The organism is Streptomyces sp. yr375, assembly GCF_900110755.1.
In the GTDB taxonomy this organism is placed as follows: Bacteria; Actinomycetota; Actinomycetes; order Streptomycetales; family Streptomycetaceae; genus Streptomyces.
This window is the reverse complement of the sequence record NZ_FOFF01000015.1, coordinates 100,305-120,024: the sequence shown is the minus strand read 5'-3', so window position 1 is coordinate 120,024 and position 19,720 is coordinate 100,305. Positions and strand designations below refer to the sequence as shown.

The window sequence follows — 19,720 nt, the reverse complement described above, 5'->3', positions numbered from 1 at the left end:
GGACATTGGCCGCAGGTTCGCGCAGGGGGTTTCGTGGTGTTCGGGATGGAGTTCCGGGTCGATCGGTCCGACCTCGTGGAGGCGGTGGGCTGGGCGGCCCGCGCACTGCCCACGCGTACGCCCGTGCCCGTCCTGGGCGGGCTGCTGCTGGACGCGGCGGCCGGGCGGCTGAGCGTGTCGGGCTTCGACTTCGAGACGGCGGCGCGGATCGAGACCGACGCGGAGGTGGGCGTCGAGGGGCAGGTGCTCGTCCTGGGGCGGCGGCTGCTGGACATCTGCAAGGTGCTGCCGGACGGCCCGGTGAGCTGCGCCCTGGACGGGACGCGGTTCACGGTCGAGGCGGGCGGCACCCGCTTCGGCCTGTCGACCCTCCCGCGCGAGGAGTACCCCGCCCCGCCCGCGCCGCCGCACACGTACGGCACGGTGGACGCGTCGGCGTTCGCGACCGCCGTCGCCCAGGTCGCGGTGGCGGCGGGCCGCGACGACACGCTGCCGGTGCTGACCGGCGTCCAACTGCGCCTGGACGGTACGGAGATGACGCTGTCGGCGTCGGACCGCTACCGGTACGCGGTGCGCCGGCTGGCGTGGAGACCGGAGGCGGAGGCGGCGGTCGGGGGCGCGGTGGAGGCGCTGGTGCCGGCGCGGCGGCTGCTGGACGTGGCCCGGTCGCTGGCGCGGTGCGGGGAGGTGCGGATCGGGCTCGACCCGGCGTCGGGGAGCGGGCCGATCGGGTTCGAGGGCGGGCGGCTGCGGTCGGTCGTACGGCCGCTGGACGGGCGGCTGCCGGGGTACGGGAAGCTGTTCGACATGGCCGGGGCCGGGGCGGCGGTCGCCGAGGTGGCGTGCGTGGCGCTGACGGAGGCGGTGCGGCGGGTCGCGGTGGTGGCGGAGGCGAACAGTCCGGTGCGGCTGGACTTCTCGGCGGCGGCGGAGTCGGTCGTGCTGCGCGCCGGGTACGGCGACGACGTGGCGACGCAGCGGCTGCCCGCCTCGCTGACCGGCGCCGAGGAGGTGACCGTGGCGTTCAACCCGGCGTACCTGCTGGACGCGCTGGCCTCCTTCGAGGCGTCGAGGCTGCGGGTGGAGCTGCTGGGCGCGGGGCAGCGGGCGCTGCTGGGCGCCCCGGACCTGCCCGGGGCGCACCGGCATCTGCTGATGTCCGTGAAGCAGTTGGTGTGAGGACCGCCCGCGCCCTCCGGCTTGCGCCGTTGACCTGGGGCTTTGAACTGGGGTTTTGTCGACTCGGCGGGCCATTGTCAGTGGGCTGCGGTAGCTTCCGAAGTGCTGGGCGCGTAGGCGCGTGACAGGACGGCCACAGGGGTGGGTGGACGATGAGTGACAGCACGGCGACGACGACGGACCTCGACGTCGCACTGGAGAAGTACCGGACCGAGCTGACCGGCTACTGCTACCGCATGCTCGGCTCGTCCTTCGAGGCGGAGGACGCGGTACAGGACACCCTGGTGCGCGCCTGGCGGAGCTACGACAAGTTCGAGGGCCGTTCCAGTCTGCGTTCGTGGCTGTACCGGATCGCGACGAACGTGTGTCTGGACATGCTGACGGCCGGCAACAAGCGGGCCAGACCGATGGACCTGTCCGAGGCCACCCCGCTCGCCCGCGCGGCCCTTTCCCCCCGCCCCGACCACACCTGGCTGGAGCCGATGCCGGACGCCCGGGTGCTGCCGACGGTGGAGGATCCGGCGGAGGCGGCGGTCGCGAAGGAGTCGGTGCGCCTCGCCTTCATGGCCGCGTTGCAGCAGCTCCCGGCGAAGCAGCGGGCGGTGCTGATCCTGCGGGAGGTGCTGGCGTGGCGGGCGAGCGAGGTCGCCGAGCTGCTCGACACCTCGGTCGCGTCGGTCAACAGCGCGTTGCAGCGGGCGCGGGCGACGCTGTCGGAGCGGGAGGCCGCCGGGGCGGACGCGGCGGTGTCCGACCCGTTGGACGAGGAGCAGCGCAAACTCCTCGACCGCTATGTGGCGGCCTTCGAGGGGTACGACATGACGGCGCTGACGGCCCTCCTCCACGAGGACGCCATCATGACGATGCCGCCGTTCGACCTGTGGCTGACCGGCCATGACGACATCACCGGCTTCATGACCACGATCGGCTCGGCCTGCGAGGGCTCGCGCCTGCTGCCGGTCCAGGTCAACGGCCTGCCGGGGTTCGCCCAGTACAAGCCGGACCCGGAGCGGGGCGGCCACTCCCCCTGGGCGATCCAGATCCTGGAGATCTCAGACGGCCGCCTCACCGGTTTCCACTTCTACCTCGACACCGCACGCTGGTTCCCCCTCTTCGGCCTCCCCCTCCATCTCCTCGACCACGTCGACGGCCAGCCCGACGAGATCGAGCAGGGCGCGTAGCGCGGGCTCGGGGGCGCGGAGCCGGATCCGTCCCCCGGCCCTGCGGGCGGCCAACTGGAGCCGCGCCACCAGTTCGACGACCGCCAGCCCCGGCGGCCCGACCCCGGCGACATCGCAGACGACGACCCCGGCCGCGCCGCCCTCCAGCAGCGCCCGTACATCGTCCGCCAGCCCTGTCACCCGGGTTCGGGTGACGGGGCCGGTCAGTACGAGTACGGGGGGTGTCGTCGCTTCCACGATCGGTAGACCGGGGTGGGGGGCCTAACTCATCGGGAAGCCCGTCGTGTCCAGGGTCACGGTGAAGGGGGCGGGCAGGTGGACCGGGTCGCCGAAGGCGTGGGTGGTGGAGTCGCGGTAGGCGGGGCCCTCGGGGGACTCGTACAGGGTGATCCTCGGGGCCTCCGGGGCCAGGCCGTCGATCAGGAGGTACAGGGGGACGCCGGCCTGGGCGTAGCCGGCGGGTTTGGTGACGCGGTCGTTGTGGGCCGTGGCCTTGGAGGTGATCTCCACGACCAGTCGGGCCGCCGCGGCGGGTACGTGGTCGTCGGCGTTCGCGCCCGTGCCGGGGGCGCGGGGCAGGACGACCAGGTCGGGGACGTAGAGGCCCAGGCGGGACGGGACGGCGGTGGCCAGCCACTGGTAGACGCCCCAGGTGTCGGGGATGACCTCGTAGAGGCAGCGGGTCACGCGTTCCGCGATGGCGTGGCCGGTGCCCGCCGACACCGGGGTCACGGAGACCAGGCCGTCGATGATCTCCGCCCGGCAGCCCTTGGGGACGACCGTGTGGCGCCAGACCCAGACCGCTTCGTCCCACTCGTCCCACGAGTTCCGCTCGTCCCGCTGGTTGTGCTGGTTGCGCTCGTCGCCGGTCCGGGCGTGGTCACCGAAGTGCGTGCTCATGATCGCCATCCAACAAGGCGGACGGGACCGGCGGCCAGCCACCGGTCCCGTTCACCCTGATGAGGGGAAAATCAGAGAAAGCGCAGGTCAGGCGATACGTTCCAGCACGACGGGGGACGCGTTGAAGACCGTTCCCGGCACGCTGATGTCGTACGAGCCGGTGACCGCCTGGAGGGCGTAGTCGAAGCGCTCGGGGGTGTCCGTGTGGAGGGTCAGGAGGGGCTGGCCCTCGGTCACCGTGTCGCCGGGCTTGGCGTGGAGTTCGACGCCCGCGCCCGCCTGCACCGGGTGCTCCTTGCGGGCGCGGCCCGCGCCCAGCCGCCAGGCCGCGACGCCGATGTCGTACGCGTCGAGGCGGGTCAGGACGCCCGAGGCGGACGCCTTCACCACGTGCTGCTCCTTCGACGTGGGGAGGGGGGCGTCAGGGTCGCCGCCCTGGGCCGCGATCATGCGACGCCAGACGTCCATGGCCGAGCCGTCGGCCAGGGCCTTCGCCGGGTCGGCGTCGCGCACGCCCGCCGCGTCCAGCATCTCGCGGGCCAGGGCGAGGGTCAGCTCCACCACGTCCGCCGGGCCGCCGCCCGCCAGGACCTCCACCGACTCGCGGACCTCCAGGGCGTTGCCCGCCGTGAGGCCGAGCGGGGTGGCCATGTCCGTGAGGAGCGCCACCGTCTTCACACCGTGGTCCGTGCCGAGGCCGACCATCGTCGAGGCCAGCTCGCGGGCGTCCTCGATCGTCTTCATGAAGGCGCCGGTGCCGACCTTCACGTCCAGGACCAGCGAGCCGGTACCCTCCGCGATCTTCTTCGACATGATCGAGGACGCGATCAGGGGGATCGCCTCGACCGTGCCGGTGACGTCCCGCAGGGCGTACAGCTTCTTGTCGGCGGGGGCCAGGCCGTCGCCCGCCGCGCAGATCACCGCGCCCGTGCCGTCCAGCACCGACAGCATCTCCTCGTTGGAGAGCAGGGCGCGCCAGCCGGGGATCGACTCCAGCTTGTCCAGGGTGCCGCCGGTGTGGCCGAGGCCCCGGCCGGAGAGCTGCGGGACCGCCGCGCCGCAGGCCGCCACGAGCGGGGCCAGCGGCAGCGTGATCTTGTCGCCGACGCCGCCCGTGGAGTGCTTGTCGGCGGTCGGGCGGGACAGCGACGAGAAGTCCATGCGCTCGCCGGAGGCGATCATCGCGGCCGTCCAGCGGGCGATCTCGGCGCGGTTCATGCCGTTGAGCAGGATGGCCATCGCGAGCGACGACATCTGCTCGTCGGCGACCTCGCCGCGGGTGTACGCGTCGATGACCCAGTCGATCTGCTCGTCGCTGAGCTCACCGCGGTCCCGCTTGGTGCGGATGACGGAGACGGCGTCCATGGCCATGCCTTTCCTTCAGACGTGCGCAAAAACGCGCATAAAAACGTGCGTAAAGTGCGCGGCCCCTCTGCGCCAGTCAGAGGGGCCGGGCGGGAGTTACTTGGTGAGGTGGTCCGGGCCGAAGGCCTGCGGGAGCATCTCGGAGAGGGGCAGGATCCCGGCCGGGGTCTCCAGCAGCAGGTCCGGGCCGCCGAACTCGTACAGCAGTTGGCGGCAGCGGCCGCACGGGACGAGGATCTCGCCCCGGCCGTCCACGCAGGTGAAGTGGGTGAGCCGGCCGCCGCCCGTGCGGTGCAGCTCCGAGACGAGCCCGCACTCGGCGCACAGGCCGAGCCCGTAGGAGGCGTTCTCGACGTTGCAGCCGGAGATCGTGCGGCCGTCGTCCACCAGGGCCGCGACCCCGACCGGGTAGCCCGAGTAGGGGGCGTACGCGTGGGACATGGCCTCGCGGGCCAGCTCGCGCAGCGCGTCCCAGTCGACCGGGGCGGCCGGTGCCGCGGCCGGGGTCACTTGCCCTGCCCCTTCCGGTAGGGCATGCCGTCCGCCTTCGGCATCCGCAGGGACTGCGCGGACAGCGACAGCACCAGCAGGGTGACGACGTACGGCGCGGCCGTGACGACCTGGCGCGGAACCTCGTCCGTGCCGACGTACCAGACGAACATCAGGGCCGAGATCAGCGCGGTGATGACGGCGGGGACGTACTTCTTCTGCCAGGCCAGGTAGGCCGCGCCGAACACCAGCAGGATCGCCAGCAGCAGGATCAGCGCGTGCACGTTGGTGGTGCCGCCGCGCAGGTTGAGGCTGTCGGTGTAGCCGAACAGGCCCGCGCCCAGGGCGAGGCCGCCCGGCATCCAGTTGCCGAAGATCATCGCGGCGAGGCCGATGTAGCCGCGGCCGGCGGTCTGGCCGTCCAGGTACACGTTCGAGGCGACGATGGACAGGAACGCGCCGCCGAGGCCCGCGAAGCCGCCGCTGATGATCACGGCGATGTACTTGTACTTGTAGACGTTGACGCCGAGGGACTCGGCCGCGATCGGGTTCTCGCCGCAGGAGCGCAGCCGCAGGCCGAACGCGGTGCGCCACAGGATCCACCAGGTGGCCGGGACGAGGGCGACGGCGACGACGGTCAGCGGCGACAGGTCGGTGATGAGACCGCCGACCAGGCCGGCGATGTCGGAGATCAGGAACCAGTGCTTCTCGTTGAGCGAGTCCAGCCAGCTCGACAGCCCCGGGATGTCGAAGGTGCCGAGCGAGTCGATCGGCGGGGACTGCTTGGAGGAGCCGCCGGCGGCGTTCTCGAAGGTGAACTTCGACAGGTAGCGGGTGACGCCCAGGGCCAGGATGTTGATGGCCACACCGGAGACGATGTGGTTCACGTTGAAGGTGACGGTCGCGACGGCGTGCAGGACCGCGCCGAGCGCGCCGCCGAGGATGCCGAAGACGACGCCCGTCCACGGACCCCACTGGTAGCCGGCCCAGGCGCCGAACCAGGTGCCGAGGATCATCATGCCTTCGAGGCCGATGTTGACGACGCCCGCGCGCTCGGCCCACAGACCGCCGAGACCGGCGAGGCCGATCGGCACGGCGAGGCGCAGCGCGGTGGACATCTGGCCGGTGGAGGTGATGCCGTCGGCGCCGGTGATGAGGCGGACGCCCGAGGTCAGGACCAGGACGCCGGCGATGATCAGCAGGAGGACGGGGAGCGAGAATCGGCGGCCGCCCTTGCCGGGCTGCTTCGCCTTCGGCTTGGCGATGGTCGTGGTGCTCATCAGACCGTCACCTCCTTCTTGGTGTTCTGGGCGGCGGCGGCGAGCTCCGCGCCGACGCGCTTCTGCTGGCGGCGCAGCCCCCACTGGCGTACGGCCTCGTACGAGATGACGACCGCGAAGACGATCAAGCCCTGCATGATCGTGGCGATCTCCTTCTCGTACGCCACCGGGGTGGCGTAGTCGAGGGCGGGAGAGGCCTTGTCGAGGAAGGCGATCAGGAGCGCGGCGAAGGCGATGCCGACCGGGTTGTTGCGGCCGAGCAGGGCGATGGTGATGCCGGTGAAGCCGAGTCCGGTGGGGAAGCTCAGGCTGTAGGTGTGGGCGTCGCCGAGCAGCAGGGGCAGGCCGGACAGGCCCGCGATGCCGCCGGAGATCAGCATGGCGGTGAGGACCATCTTCTTGGCGTCGACGCCGGAGGCCGCGGCGGCGGTCTCGGACTCGCCGGTGGCGCGCAGGTCGAAGCCGAAGCGGGTGCGGTTGAGGACGACCCAGTAGACGATGCCGAGGGCGACGGCGAGGAAGACCAGGCCGTAGATCTCGCCGACGTCCGCGCCGAGGTTGATGCCGGGGACCCAGCCGGAGTCCTTCATGACGCCGGTCGTGTTGTTGTTGCCGACCTGCACGCCCCAGATGTTGTCGAGGGTGAGGTAGCCGATGACGCTGGTGGCGATCGCGTTCAGCATGATCGTCGCGACGACCTCGCTGACGCCCCGGGTGACCTTCAGGACGCCCGCGATGCCGGCCCAGAAAGCGCCGGTGAGGACGCCGACCAGGAGCAGCAGCGGGATCTGGAGGAAGGACGGCAGGGCGATGTTCGCGCCGACGACGGCGGTCATCATCGCGGCGAGGCGGTACTGGCCGTCGACGCCGATGTTGAACAGGTTCATGCGGAAGCCGATGGCGACCGCGAGGGCGGCGACGTAGTACATCGAGGCCTGGTTGACGATCAGGACCTGGACGTCGGAGTAGCCGATCTGCTCCAGCATGAGCGTGTACGGCTCGATCGGGCTCTTGCCGGAGGCGATCAGCACGACCGAGGTCAGCAGGATCGCCGCGACGAGCGCGATGACCGGGCCGGCCACCGCGAGGAGCACGCGCTCCCTGTCGAACTTCTTCATCGGGCCTCGTCCTCCGGACCGGCTTCGGTGCCTTCTTCGGCGCCGGCTTCTTCGACGTGTTCCAGGTGACCGGTCGTGGCGCCGGTCATGGCGGAGCCGAGCTCCTCCGGGGTGATGGTGGCGGGGTCGGCGTCCGCGACCAGCGTGCCGTTGTAGATCACGCGCAGGGTGTCCGACAGGCCGATCAGCTCGTCGAGGTCGGCGGAGATCAGCAGCACGGCCAGGCCCTCGCGGCGGGCCTCGCGGATGCGGTCCCAGATCTGGGCCTGCGCGCCGACGTCCACACCGCGGGTGGGGTGGGCGGCGATCAGGAACTTCGGGCTGTGGCTCATCTCGCGGCCGACGATCAGCTTCTGCTGGTTGCCGCCGGAGAGGGAGGCGGCGGTGACGTCGATACCCGGGGTGCGGACGTCGAACTCCTCGACGATCCGGCGGGTGTCGGCCTGCGCGCCCTTGATGTTCAGCCAGAAGCCCTTGGCGTTGGGGGCCTCGGTGACATGGCCGAGGATGCGGTTCTCCCAGAGGGGGGCCTCCAGGAGCAGGCCCTGGCGGTGCCGGTCCTCGGGGATGTAACCGACGCCGGACTCACGCCGCTTGCGGGTGGACCAGGGGGTGATGTCCTCGCCGAGGAAGGCGATGGTGCCGGAGTCGGCGTTCTTGGTGCCGATCAGGGCGTCGATCAGTTCCGTCTGGCCGTTGCCCTCGACGCCCGCGATGCCCATGATCTCGCCGGCGTGGATGGTGAAGCCGACGTCGTCCAGGGCCTTCTTGACCTCGCCGGCCGCCTCGACCATCGAGCCGGGGCCGACCGGCTCGGCCTCGACACCCAAAGACGCGCCGCCGCTCGCGTACACGGTGAGGTGCGCGACCTGGATGACGGGCCGGTCGGTGACCGTGGACTCGGCGGTCGCCGGGGTGGGCAGCTCGCTGCCGACCATCATCTCGGCGAGCTGACGCGGGGTCGTCTCGGCGGGGACGGCGGTGCCGACGGTCGTGCCGCGCCGGATGACGGTGATGTCGTCGGCGACGGACAGCACCTCGCCCAGCTTGTGCGAGATGAAGATGACGGACAGGCCCTCGGACTTCAGCTCGCGCAGGTTGTCGAACAGCGCGTCGACCTCCTGCGGGACGAGCACCGCGGTCGGCTCGTCGAGGATGAGGGTCTTCGCGCCGCGGAAGAGGACCTTGAGGATCTCCACGCGCTGCCGGTCGGCGACACCGAGGTCCTCGACCAGGGCGTCGGGGCGCACACCGAGCCCGTAGCGGTCGGAGATCTCCCGGATCTTCTTACGGGCGTTGCCGCCGATGCCGTACAGCTTCTCGCTGCCCAGCACCACGTTCTCCAGCACGGTCAGGTTGTCGGCCAGCATGAAGTGCTGGTGGACCATGCCGATGCCGCGCGCGATGGCGTCGGCGGGGCTGGCGAAGGTCACCTGGTCGCCGTCGATCGCGATGGTGCCCTCGTCCGGCTTCTGCATGCCGTAGAGGATCTTCATCAGCGTCGACTTGCCGGCGCCGTTCTCGCCGACGAGGGCGTGCACGGTGCCCTTGCGGACGGCGAGGTGGATGTCGTGGTTGGCGACGACACCAGGGAAGCGCTTGGTGATCCCCGCCAGCTCTACCGCGATCGTCGACTGTGCGGTGAGCGGAGGGCTGCTGGACGCGTCGATGGCGCACTCTCCTTGGGAAAGGGGCCGCTCTACGCGCGTAGCGCCCCTGCTTTAAATAGTGCCCGGATCGAATCGGTCTTCAAATGATCTTGATAGCCGCCGCGAGGGGCGATCCCGATCGGATCTCGATCCGTTCCGAGCATTCTGCCGCGCGAACGGGGCGCGGGGAGACATGCTCTCCGCGCCCCGTTCCGGGGCCGTAACGCTGCCATTACAGCGCACCTTTGGCCAATGCCGCCGACCGGTGCGGCGCCGTACGGTCCGTAGCGGTCCGTACCGTCCGTGCGGTCAGGAGGTCTTCACCTTGATGGTGCCGCTCTTGATGCCCTCTTCGGCCTTCTTGATCGCGTCCTGGATGGCGGCGTTGCTGGCGAAGGCCGGGTTGGAGTCCGACACGCTCACGCCGCCGTTGGCGAGGGAGCCGCGCACGACGCCGGTCTCCGGCTTGCCGTCCTTGACGGACTTGGCCAGCGTGTAGACCGCGCCCTCGACGTTCTTCATGGCCGAGGTCAGGATCGAGGCCTGGTAGGCCTTCAGCGCGTCCTGCTTGTACTGGTCGGAGTCGACGCCGATGGCCCAGACCTTGTGGGCGTTGGCGGCCTTGATGACACCCTGGCCGGACAGACCGGCGGCGGCGTAGACGACGTCCGCACCGGCGTCGATCTGGCCCTCGGCGGCGCTCTCGCCCTTGTCGGGGCTGGAGAAGCCACCCTCGGCGGCGGTCTCGGTCAGGTACTGCGACTTGACCGTGACACCCTTCTTGGTGTCCTCGACGCCCTGCTTGAAGCCGGCCTCGAACTTGTGGATCAGCGGCACGTCCACACCGCCGACGAAGCCCACGGTGTTGGTCTTGGTGGCCTTGGCGGCGGCGACACCGGCGAGGTAGGAGGCCTCCTCCTCGTGGAAGACGAGGTCCGCGACGTTGGCGGCCTGGACCTTGTCGTCGTCGACGATGCCGAAGGTGACCTTCGGGAACTTGGCCGCGACCTCCTTGACGGCCGGCGCGTAGGCGAAGCCGACGCCGATCACCGGGTTGTAGCCCTGCTTGGCAAGGCTCTCCAGGCGCTGCACCTTGTCCGCGTCGGACTCGCCGTCCTGCGGCTCGACCGCGGTCGACTTGTAGCCGAACTCCTTGTCGGCCTTGTCCAGGCCGGCCGTCGCGGCGTCGTTGAAGGACTGGTCGCCCTTGCCGCCGACGTCGTACGCGAGCGCGAGGCCCAGGTTCTTGGCGCTGCTGTTGGAGGAGGAGGACGACGTGGACGAGCTTCCACAAGCGGAAACAGTCACGGCGAGGGCTGCGGTGGCAACACTCGCGACTGCGATTCGGGACACCCGGCGCATGGAACGAGACTCCTTTGTGCAAGCGCCCAAACCAGGCGCTGGTTCCGCCGCAGAGTAACGCGCGTAGACCATGCCGAGGAAGCCACCTCGCCAGAGCGTTATCCGACCGTTTTGAACCCTTGAGGCAAACGACGAAGGGCGGGCGTGCCCCTCCCTCGCCCGACACCCCGAAACCACCCACCGGGTGTCATGTACCGCACATCCATCGAGCGAAGATCAGACTCAAGTTTGATCTTTCCGTCGACGCCTTCCGGAAGACTCTCCCGCGGAATTAGACGTTGCCCCAGGTCAGACCACCCTGCGGCAACTTGCTGATCTTAGGGGAGGATCATTGAAACTCAGTAAGCTCGCTTCTGCCACAGCCGGCATCGGTATCGCCCTTTCGGCAACCGTGGTCGGCATCGCGACGCCCGCCGCGGCGGCGACGACGTGCACCACCTCGATCTCCAGCAACCAGGCGATCGGCTACGCCAAGTGCACGGGCGGCGACACGCGCTTCGCCGTTCACCGCGCCAAGGTGACCTGCGTCGGCCCCCGCGGCACGACGAGCCTCGTCTACGGCAAGTGGGTCAGCACCCGCTCGGGCGAGACCTCGAGGGGCGTGTGCACCACCAACCCGGTCGTGTCCGGTGTCGGCGTGCTCAAGGTTCAGGTCGAGACCGAGGAACCGGTTAGCTGACCCACGGATCCCGCCGGGCGCATCGACGCACGTGACGGGTCCGACGGAAGGAGCTCCCGGCCCATGCGGGCAGGGAGCTCCTTTGTCGCACCGAGTGGACTGGTCAGTCGGATTTGACCGTGACCATGCCGTCGACGATGGCTTTCTTCGCCTTGTCGACGGCGGCGACGACGTCCGGCATGGCCTTGTACTTCGGGTTGGTGTCGGCGAAGCCGACGCCGTCGTTGGAGAGGCTGCCGCGGACCACGCCGGACAGCGGCTTGCCGTCGACGACGGACTTCACGAGGTCGTAGACCGCGCCGCCGACGTTCTTCAGCGCCGAGCCGAGGATGTAGTCCTTGTACGCCGCCAACGAGCTCTGGCTGTACTGGTCGGAGTCGACGCCGATGGCCCACACCTTCTTTGCGGCGGCCTCGGAGATCACGCCCTGCCCGGACAGTCCGGCCGCGTGGTAGAGGACGTCCGCGCCGGCCTCGATCTGGCCGCTCGCCGCGTCCTTGCCCTTGTCGGGGCTGGAGAAACCGCCCTCCTGGGGGGTCTCCGTCAGGTACTGCGACTCGATCTTGATGTTCGGGTTGACCGACTTGGCGCCCTGCACGTACCCGGCCTGGAACTTGTGGATCAGCGGGATGTCCACGCCGCCGATGAAGCCGATGTGCGCCTTCTTGCTCGCCTTGGCGGCGGCGACGCCGGCCAGGTAGGAGGCTTGTTCCTCATGGAAGACCAGGTCGGCGACATTGGCGGCCTTCACATTGTCGTCGTCGATGATCCCGAAGGTGATGTTCGGGAACTTGGCGGCGACCTCCTTGACGGCCGGGCCGTAGACGAAGCCGACGCCGATCACCGGGTTGTGGCCGGACTGGGCGAGCTGGGTCAGGCGCTGCACCTTGTCCGCGTCGGACTCGCCGTCCTGCGGCTCGATGTCCTGGCCGCTGATCTTGAATTCCTTCTCGGCCTTCTGCAGACCGGCGTAGGCGGCGTCGTTGAAGGACTGGTCGCCCTTGCCGCCGATGTCGTACGCGAGGCCGATGCCCTTGCCGGTGTACGTGCCGGACTCCGTGTCACTGGCCTTGGAGTCGGTGCTGGACTTGCCGCAGCCCGCGGCGGCGAGTGCGACGACCGCGACGGTCACCGCGGTCCGGGAGAATCTCGTCCTTCGAGCGATACGACGCATAGCAAGCACCCTTCGTCCCCACGGTGCCGTGACCGGCCCGCTTTCCCCTTTGGTGGCGCCGTTCCGGAAGGCTTCCCCGACGAGCCCTTCCCGGTGGCGATTCCGGCGCACAGTAACGCGCGTAGAAGGGGAGGGGAACGGGGTTGCGCGGCCGTTATCGATTCGTGCCGGGGCTGGGTTACAAGGCGCGGCCCCGGGGTTACGGGCGGGTGACACAAGGGGATGAAGGGGCACCTTTCCGGCACCCCTTCATCGTCACGTTGAGCGAACTCGGTTCACTGGTCGCCGGTCACTGGTCGCGGGTCGCCGCGTCCAGCAGGGCCGCCGCCGTGAAGAGTTCCACGCCTACGGTGATGGCCGACTCGTCGGCGTCGAAGTCGCCCTGGTGGAGGTCGCGGACTGTGCGCTCGCCGGGGGTGCGGACGCCGAGGCGGGCCATCGCGCCGGGCACCCGCTCCAGGTACCAGGAGAAGTCCTCGCCGCCGAGGCTCTGCTCGGTGCCCTCGACGCCCGCCTCGCCGCGCCGGGCGACCATGGCGTCCCGCAGCAGCCCGGTGACGTCGGCGTCGTTGACGACGGGCGGGACGCCGCGCACGTAGTTGATCTCCGACTTGGCCCGGTGCAGGTTGGCGACCTCGTCGATCGCCGCGACGACGATGTCCGGGGCCATCCGCCACGCCTCGAGGTCCAGGCAGCGGACGGTCCCGGACAGCTCGGCGTGCTGCGGGATGACGTTCGGCGCGTGTCCGCTCTCGATCCGGCCCCAGGTGACGGCGAGCCCGGCGCGCGTGTCGACACGCCGTCCGACCAGCGCGGGGACGTCGGTGACGACCCGGGCGGCGGCGGTGACGAGGTCGGTCGTCAGGTGCGGGCGGGCGGTGTGGCCGCCGGGGCCGTCGAGGGAGATCTCCAGCCGGTCGCAGGCGGAGGTGATGGCCCCTTCGCGCAGCCCGATCCGGCCCGCGTCGACGCGCGGGTCGCAGTGCACGGCGATGATCCGCCCGACGCCGTCCAGCGCGCCGCACTCGATGGCGTCGGCTGCGCCGCCGGGCAGCACCTCCTCGGCGGGCTGGAAGATCAGCCGCACGGGCCGGGGCAGCCGCCCCTGCCGGTGCAGTTCCGCGAGGACGAGACCGGCGCCGAGGACGACGGTGGTGTGCACGTCGTGGCCGCAGGCGTGGGCACGGCCGGGCACGGTGGACCGGTACGCGCACTCGGTCTTGGTGTCCGGGATGGGCAGCGCGTCGATATCGGCGCGCATCGCGAGCACGGGAACGCCGTCGGTCTCGCCGCCTGCTCCGCCCTGTCCGCCCACCGCCCCGATGTCGCAGATGAGGCCGGTCCCGATGGCGAGCACACGGGGCTTCAGCCCCGCCTTCTCGAGGCGGGCCTTGATCGCGGCTGTCGTACGGAACTCCTGGTTGCCCAGCTCAGGGTGCATGTGCAGGTCGCGGCGGAAGGCCACGAGCTCTGCGCGCAGCGCCTCGGGCAGGGTGCCGGGAAGGGCAGCCGGCTGGGCACCGGGGAGCGCGTCTTCACCGGAAGGATCGGCCTCGGACTCTCGGGACATGAGTTGCTTCACCCTCTGAAGGGTAGGACGCCGGAGCGGTCAACCGTCCTACGATCAACAAAACTTCAACCCGTCAGGTGAAGAAAAGTTGGCCGCGCGGCGCATGGCTGCTGTTGAGGGTGGGTAAACTCCGCCGGTTTTCCGACCGGCACCCACACTTCTTCCTTCCTTTCACGGATACCACGGACCACACCTGGCACGCCGTGCCTGTCCAAGGGGCGGGACCGGGGGTGCGCCGTGGGTGATCGCCCGGTGGCGGGAGCAGGGGCGGGACCGGGGCGCGAGCAGGGGCGCGCCGAGCCCGGGGAAGGCTTCTTCGCCGGGTTCGGCCGTTGGGAGGAGGGGGAGCCTTTGTGGCTGCTCAGATCGTGGTCACCGTCGCCAGGCGGTGGACGTCCGTCGCTGTTCCCGTCACGCCGGACAGGAAGCCCTGGGCTCTCGGGGAGGCGTGGTCCGTGAGCCAGGCGGGGTCGATGTCGCAGACCGCCACGCGGACGTCCGTACCGGAGAGGGCGAGGGGGAGGGTGTGGACGACGGTGGACGGGAAGCTCAGTACCGTCCGGCCTATGGGGCCTCGGCGGGCGATCAGTTCCAGGGGGAGGTCCGGGCGGACGATCTCCAGGCCCGTCTCGACGGCCAGCCGGTGGAGTTTCTCCGCGCTCTCGCGGCGGTGCGCGAAGTAGCGGGTGGCGCCGTGGGTTGCGGCGAGCGTCTGGACGGCCGTCAGGTAGCGGTCGGCGTCCACCACGCCCGTCTCGACGAGCGAGGTGCCCACCATGTCCGCGGTCTTCGTCACGCGCGGCGGGCCGAAGCGGTCGCGGGTCCAGGCGAAGTCGTTGGCGGTGAGGGTGACGCCGTCGGGGGCCTGGTCTATCGGCATGGCGGAGAAGACCTCCACCCGGCGGTCCGCGTTCGGGGCGAGGCGGCGGCGGGCGGCGGCGGAGACCGGGGCGAAGAGGATGTCGCGGGGGCCGGTCCTGCCGCCCTTGCGGTGCCAGCGTACGAGGCGTTCGCCGCGCGCCAGTTGGCCCACGAACTCCATGGTCGCCGTGCCGTCGTCGACCACGACCAGCTCGCTCGCCCTGGTGATCGTCAGCAGCAGTTGGACGTAACGGGAGAAGGGGTCGCCCATCACCATGCGTTCCGCGCGGCGCAGCAGCCGGGTGAGGCCGCCGATCGTGCGGAAGGGGGCCATGGTGCCGCCGCGGGCCTCCTCCCAGCGGACGGTGTGGCCTTCCTTGCGGGCCAGTTCGGCCATGCGGCGCAGTTGGCCGCGGGTCATCGGGTCGGTCGGGGACAGGACGACGAGTGTGAACCCCGCGCCGGGCTCCGGATTCCGGGCACCCCGAACACTCCGGTGGTCTTCCCGGTCTTCCCAGTCGTCCCGGTCATCCCGGTCATCCCGGTGGAGATTCCGGGAGTGTGCCCACTCCAGGACGTTCAGGAGCTGTACCGGGCTCTCGACGAAGGCGAGGGTGTGGGGGGTGGGGCCGGTGTTGCTCCCGGCGCGAGGATTCATCGTCGGACGACCATCCCGTAAGGCGTATGGCATGAGACGTAAGGCATAAGGCGTGCGGTATGCCGTATGCGGCGTGCAGTGGGGACTGTCCGGTCACACCGCGATCGGTTCGCCCGCTGCCGCCGCGATCTCGGCCGCCGCGACGGCGCCCGGCACGCGGCGCAGCTTCTTCATGGGGCCGAGCTCGGAGTCGTAGACCTTCTTGACGCCGTCGCCGAGGGAGGCCTCGATGGTGCGGATGTCGCGGACGAGGCGGGTGAGGCCGCCCGGCTCGACGGAGGCGGCCTGGTCGGAGCCCCACATCGCGCGGTCGAGGGTGATGTGGCGCTCGACGAAGAGGGCGCCGAGGGCGACGGCGGCGAGGGAGGTCTGGAGGCCCGTCTCGTGGCCGGAGTAGCCGATCGGGACGTTGGGGTACTCCTTCTCCAGCGTGTTGATCACGCGGAGGTTGAGCTCCTCGGCCTTCGCCGGGTAGGTCGACGTGGCGTGGCAGAGCAGGATGTTGTCGCTGCCCAGGACCTCGACCGCGTGGCGGATCTGCTTCGGGGTCGACATGCCGGTGGAGAGGATGATCGTCTTGCCGGTGGCGCGCAGGGCGCGCAGCAGCTCGTCGTCCGTGAGGGAGGCGGAGGCCACCTTGTGCGCGGGGACGTCGAACTTCTCCAGGAAGGCGACCGCCTCGGTGTCCCACGGGGACGCGAACCAGGCGATGTTCCTGGTCTTGCAGTACTCGTCGATCCGGCGGTAGTCGTCCTCGCCGAACTCGACGCGGTGGCGGTAGTCGATGTACGTCATCCGGCCCCAGGGCGTGTCGCGCTCGATGTCCCACTGGTCGCGCGGGGTGCAGATCTCGGGCGTGCGCTTCTGGAACTTGACGGCGTCGCAGCCGGCTTCGGCGGCGGCGTCGATCAGCTTGAAGGCGTTGTCGAGGTCGCCGTTGTGGTTGATGCCGATCTCGCCGGTGACGTAGACCGGGTGGCCGGGGCCGACGGGGCGTGAACCGAGGAAGCGGAGGCGGGAGTTGATGCTGGTGGGCGCGGTGGTGGTGGGAGAGGTGGTGGTGCTCATCGTGGAACGTCCTTACTGGGGGAGGGTGGTGTCGAGGGAGGGGCCGAGGAGCCAGCCGGCGATCTCCCGGATCGCGCCGTCGCCACCGGGGAGGGCGGTGACCGCGCGGGCGGCGCCCCGTACGACGTCGTGGGCGCTCGCGACCGCCACCGGCCAGCCGACGAGGGCGAAGCAGGGGAGGTCGTTGACGTCGTTGCCGACGTAGAGCACGCGCTCCGGCGCGATGCCCTGTTCCTCGCACCACTGCTTGAGTGCGAGGTCCTTGCGGTCGATGCCGTGCAGGACCGGGAGTCTGAGCTTCCGGGCGCGGGCGGCGACGACGGGGTTCTGTTCGGTGGAGAGGATCAGCATCCGCAGGCCGCTGCGGCGCAGGGCGGCGATGCCGAGGCCGTCGCCGCGGTGGACGGAGACGAACTCCCGTCCGTCGGAGTCGATCAGCACCCGGTCGTCGGTCTGGGTGCCGTCGAAGTCGAGGACGACGGCGTCGATGTCGTCGAAGGCCGGGAGGGCGCCGGACCGGTCGGCGTCGAACATCGGGGCCAACGCCCTGGCCCGCGCCAGGTCGTGCGGGTCGTCGATCTCCAACACCCGGGCGGGGTCGGTGCGGACGAGTTCGGTGCGGCCGAAGAAGCGGTGCCGGTGCTCGCGGAAGCCGGCCGCGTCCATCGCGTAGGCGGCGCCGGTCTCCAGGAAGTCCTGGGGACGGTCCTGGCGGCGCGGACGGTACGACTTGTCGTGGTTGACGCCGAAGCCTCCCTCGCCCGCCGCACCTGTCTCGTCCGTCTCGTCCGCGTGGCGCCAGACGAAGCCGTGGAAGGGTGCGACGGTGACGGCGGTGTCGGCGCCCTGCTCGGCGACCGCGCCCGCGACGCCGTCGACGTCCTCGCGGACGAGGAACGGGCTGGTGCACTGGACGAGCAGGACGACGTCCACGGGCGCTCCGTGCAGGGCCTCGTGGGCGTCCATGGCGTGCAGGACGGCCGCCTCGGAGGTCGCGGTGTCACCGGCGATGGCGGCGGGGCGCAGCACGACCTCGGCGCCCGCCTCGCGCGCCGCCGCCGCGATGGCCTGGTCGTCGGTGGACACCACGACGTCCGTGACCAGCCGGGTCGCCCGGCACTCCCGCACCGCCCGGGCGACGAGCGGCACCCCGCTGACGGGGGCGAGGTTCTTCGCGGGGACCCCCTTGGATCCGCCGCGCGCGGGAATCACGGCGAGCACGCGGCGCGCCCCCGCTGATGAGTCGGACATGGGCACCTCTCGTCGGCGCGGAAAGGGACGGTGGCTCACAGTTCGCCCATCCGGCGGATCACCGGAGCGACCCGCTGCACCCCGTGCCGGTAAGCGCCCCGCGCCGCCCGGCGGACCATCTGGCGCACCGGGCCCGGGTCCTTGTCGCCGGTGGGGGCGCCGGGCAGCGGGCTGCCGTCGGTGCCCAGGTGGTGGCGGGCGAGGATGCCGGGGAGGTAGCCGGGGGCGGTGGCGGGGCTGTAGTAGGGGGTCAGGGGCGGCAGACCGCCGGGGCGGGCGAGGAGCTTGGCGATGCGCTCGCCGACCGCGTCCCACGCGGAGGCGTACGAGCCGCCGCCCGCGACGACGCCCTGCCGGGACACCCAGTCCTCGTCGGGGGCCGGGCGGTGGCCGGCGTCGAGCTGGTCCCAGGAGGCCAGGCAGCCGGAGCCGACGAAGTGGTGGTTGCCGAGCGCCTCACGCACCCCGAGGTCGGTCAGGACGACCGTGGGCACGCGCCGGTGCAGGGACTCCAGGGCGGCCGTCGAACTGACCGTGACCATGAGGTCGGTGCGGTCGAGGACCTCGCCCATGTTCCCGTACACCAGGCGGAAGTTGGCCGGCAGCTCATGCTTCTGCGCCAGCTTCTGGTACGGCAACTCCTCGATGTGGGTGGTGTGTTCACCCGGCTTCGAGCGGAGCTTCAGCAGCACCTCGCGCTCGGGGTTCAACCGCGCGTGCTGGATCAGCCGGTTCAGCAGGTACGTACGGTCCCTGCGGCTGTCCGGTACGGAGGGCTGCGCGGCGAAGACGACCGTGTACGGATCGTGTTCGCCCGGGTAAGCGGCCCCGCCGAGGAACGGCAGGGCGACCTCGGTCACCGCCGAGGCGTCGGCGCCCACCCCCTCGTACACGGCGCGGAACCGCTCCGCGTCCTGGCGGGAGTTGGCGAGGACGAGGTCCGCGCCGTGCCGCAGCAGCAGACCGTCGGCGAGCTTCTCGTATACGACGCCGACATAGCCCGTGACGACGACGGGACGGTCCGGCTCGCCCTCCCAGACCCGCTTGAGGCCGTGCAGGATCGCCTGGACGCCGCCGCCGACCAGCGCGAGGACGAGGACGTCGTACGAGGTCCGGGTCATCGCGCGCAGGAACTCGACGGCCGTGACCTCGCGCAGCGAGTCCGCGTGCACGCTCTCCCGCGACCGCGTCCGGGAGGAACTCGCCGCCTCCGACGTCTTCTTCCTGTCCAGCGTCGACGACCCGATGCCGCTGTCGGTGGTCGAGGCGGTGCAGCAGCGGCTGCGGACGGTGACGTATCACCGGGTCGGGTCCCGGGAGGTGCTGGAGGGCGTCGCCGGGTACCGCTCGTTCGCCGAGTACACGCCCGAGGCGGCCCTCGACGCGCTGCGCCGGGTGCTGGACGAGGAGGTCTCGGAGACCGACTACCGGGACGTCCAGGAACTGTTCGACATCCCCGCGTTCGCCGCCCGGATGACGGCGGCACTGGGCCTGGAGACGAGGGGCGGCCGGCCGGACGGGGATGGTACGGGCTCCGGGTCCCCGAACGAGCGGTTCTCCGCCGTCCTCGCCCGGCACGGCACGTACCTCGCCGAGGACTTCGTCCGGCACTTCACGGCGGGCCGGCACGACGACGCGCTGCGGGTCGGCACCGAGATCCTGCGCCGCCGGCAGCCGGTGGACGTCCTCGTCGGGATGGCGGAGATACGGGCCCGGCGCGGCGAGCCGGAGGAGGCGTGCCGGCTGCTCGCCGCGGCGGCGATCGCGGGCGGCGACCGCGCCCGGGTCTGGACCGAGGTCGCGCGCGTCGCGGACCTGCTCGGCGCGCGGGGCCGGTCGATCCGGCAGCTCGCACGCAAGGAGGCGGTCCGCGTCCAACTCGGCAACCACTCGTCCCGGCTCCTGAAGTCGGACTAGACGTACGAGAAGGGTTACC

General features: G+C 70.9%; 17 protein-coding genes and 1 pseudogene. 4 read left to right on the top strand and 14 right to left on the bottom strand.

Annotated features, from left to right (window positions below; all coding sequences use genetic code 11):
* Positions 1–45: 45 nt before the first annotated feature.
* Both dnaN and BMZ82_RS17690 read left to right on the top strand, forming a co-directional pair.
* Positions 46–1,179 (top strand): DNA polymerase III subunit beta, encoded by a 1,134-nt coding sequence (dnaN, locus tag BMZ82_RS17695; protein ID WP_093776895.1) that lies wholly within the window; start codon positions 46–48, stop codon positions 1,177–1,179.
* Positions 1,180–1,331: 152 nt separating this feature from the next.
* Positions 1,332–2,360, top strand: coding sequence for a sigma-70 family RNA polymerase sigma factor (locus BMZ82_RS17690; RefSeq protein ID WP_093776803.1), 1,029 nt, complete (start codon positions 1,332–1,334; stop codon positions 2,358–2,360).
* Between the two features lie 30 nt (positions 2,361–2,390).
* On the opposite strand, the pseudogene BMZ82_RS41850 reads toward BMZ82_RS17690, so the two are convergent.
* The 8 genes and pseudogenes from BMZ82_RS41850 to BMZ82_RS17650 all read right to left on the bottom strand — a co-directional run.
* Positions 2,391–2,540: pseudogene (locus tag BMZ82_RS41850) on the bottom strand (hypothetical protein); the annotation flags it as partial.
* A gap of 81 nt (positions 2,541–2,621) precedes the next feature.
* Positions 2,622–3,260, bottom strand: a complete 639-nt coding sequence (locus BMZ82_RS17680) for a Uma2 family endonuclease (RefSeq protein WP_093776893.1) — start codon at positions 3,258–3,260, stop codon at positions 2,622–2,624.
* Positions 3,261–3,347: 87 nt separating this feature from the next.
* Positions 3,348–4,631: a thymidine phosphorylase gene (locus BMZ82_RS17675; RefSeq protein WP_093776799.1), complete on the bottom strand. Its 1,284-nt coding sequence runs from the start codon at positions 4,629–4,631 to the stop codon at positions 3,348–3,350.
* A 90-nt stretch (positions 4,632–4,721) separates the two neighbouring features.
* Positions 4,722–5,135 (bottom strand): cytidine deaminase, encoded by a 414-nt coding sequence (locus tag BMZ82_RS17670; protein ID WP_093776797.1) that lies wholly within the window; start codon positions 5,133–5,135, stop codon positions 4,722–4,724.
* On the bottom strand, positions 5,132–6,394 hold the full coding sequence (locus BMZ82_RS17665; RefSeq protein WP_093776795.1) for an ABC transporter permease: 1,263 nt from the start codon (positions 6,392–6,394) through the stop codon (positions 5,132–5,134). The genes BMZ82_RS17670 and BMZ82_RS17665 overlap by 4 nt, the downstream gene beginning before the upstream one ends.
* Entirely contained in the window at positions 6,394–7,512 is a 1,119-nt protein-coding gene (locus tag BMZ82_RS17660) for an ABC transporter permease (protein WP_093776793.1), read from the bottom strand. The genes BMZ82_RS17665 and BMZ82_RS17660 overlap by 1 nt, the downstream gene beginning before the upstream one ends.
* The gene (locus BMZ82_RS17655; protein WP_177244535.1) at positions 7,509–9,182 is read right to left on the bottom strand and encodes an ABC transporter ATP-binding protein; all 1,674 of its coding nucleotides are present in this window, start codon (positions 9,180–9,182) and stop codon (positions 7,509–7,511) included. Before BMZ82_RS17655 ends, BMZ82_RS17660 begins: the two co-directional genes overlap by 4 nt.
* 288 nt (positions 9,183–9,470) lie before the next feature.
* Positions 9,471–10,523, bottom strand: a complete 1,053-nt coding sequence (locus tag BMZ82_RS17650) for a BMP family lipoprotein (RefSeq protein WP_093776790.1) — start codon at positions 10,521–10,523, stop codon at positions 9,471–9,473.
* A gap of 331 nt (positions 10,524–10,854) precedes the next feature.
* On the opposite strand from BMZ82_RS17650, the gene BMZ82_RS17645 reads away from it, so the two are divergent.
* Entirely contained in the window at positions 10,855–11,202 is a 348-nt protein-coding gene (locus tag BMZ82_RS17645) for a hypothetical protein (protein ID WP_143098870.1), read from the top strand.
* 103 nt (positions 11,203–11,305) lie between these two features.
* Here the strand turns inward: BMZ82_RS17645 and BMZ82_RS17640 are convergent, their stop codons facing one another.
* From BMZ82_RS17640 to BMZ82_RS17615, 6 genes are all read right to left on the bottom strand, one after another.
* The gene (locus BMZ82_RS17640) at positions 11,306–12,376 is read right to left on the bottom strand and encodes a BMP family lipoprotein (RefSeq protein ID WP_177244533.1); all 1,071 of its coding nucleotides are present in this window, start codon (positions 12,374–12,376) and stop codon (positions 11,306–11,308) included.
* A gap of 289 nt (positions 12,377–12,665) precedes the next feature.
* A complete protein-coding gene (locus tag BMZ82_RS17635) occupies positions 12,666–13,946 on the bottom strand; it encodes an amidohydrolase (protein ID WP_093776784.1) in 1,281 nt (426 codons plus the stop codon).
* Between the two features lie 361 nt (positions 13,947–14,307).
* A complete protein-coding gene (locus BMZ82_RS17630; protein ID WP_093776782.1) occupies positions 14,308–15,465 on the bottom strand; it encodes a hypothetical protein in 1,158 nt (385 codons plus the stop codon).
* 93 nt (positions 15,466–15,558) lie between these two features.
* Positions 15,559–16,533, bottom strand: coding sequence for an N-acetylneuraminate synthase family protein (locus BMZ82_RS17625; RefSeq protein WP_093776780.1), 975 nt, complete (start codon positions 16,531–16,533; stop codon positions 15,559–15,561).
* Positions 16,534–16,545: 12 nt separating this feature from the next.
* Positions 16,546–17,784, bottom strand: a complete 1,239-nt coding sequence (locus BMZ82_RS17620; protein ID WP_093776778.1) for an N-acylneuraminate cytidylyltransferase — start codon at positions 17,782–17,784, stop codon at positions 16,546–16,548.
* 35 nt (positions 17,785–17,819) lie between these two features.
* Positions 17,820–18,956 (bottom strand): DUF6716 putative glycosyltransferase, encoded by a 1,137-nt coding sequence (locus BMZ82_RS17615; RefSeq protein ID WP_177244532.1) that lies wholly within the window; start codon positions 18,954–18,956, stop codon positions 17,820–17,822.
* On the opposite strand from BMZ82_RS17615, the gene BMZ82_RS17610 reads away from it, so the two are divergent.
* On the top strand, positions 18,928–19,701 hold the full coding sequence (locus tag BMZ82_RS17610) for a glycosyltransferase (protein WP_143098869.1): 774 nt from the start codon (positions 18,928–18,930) through the stop codon (positions 19,699–19,701). The genes BMZ82_RS17615 and BMZ82_RS17610 overlap by 29 nt on opposite strands.
* The last annotated feature ends 19 nt before the right edge of the window (positions 19,702–19,720 follow it).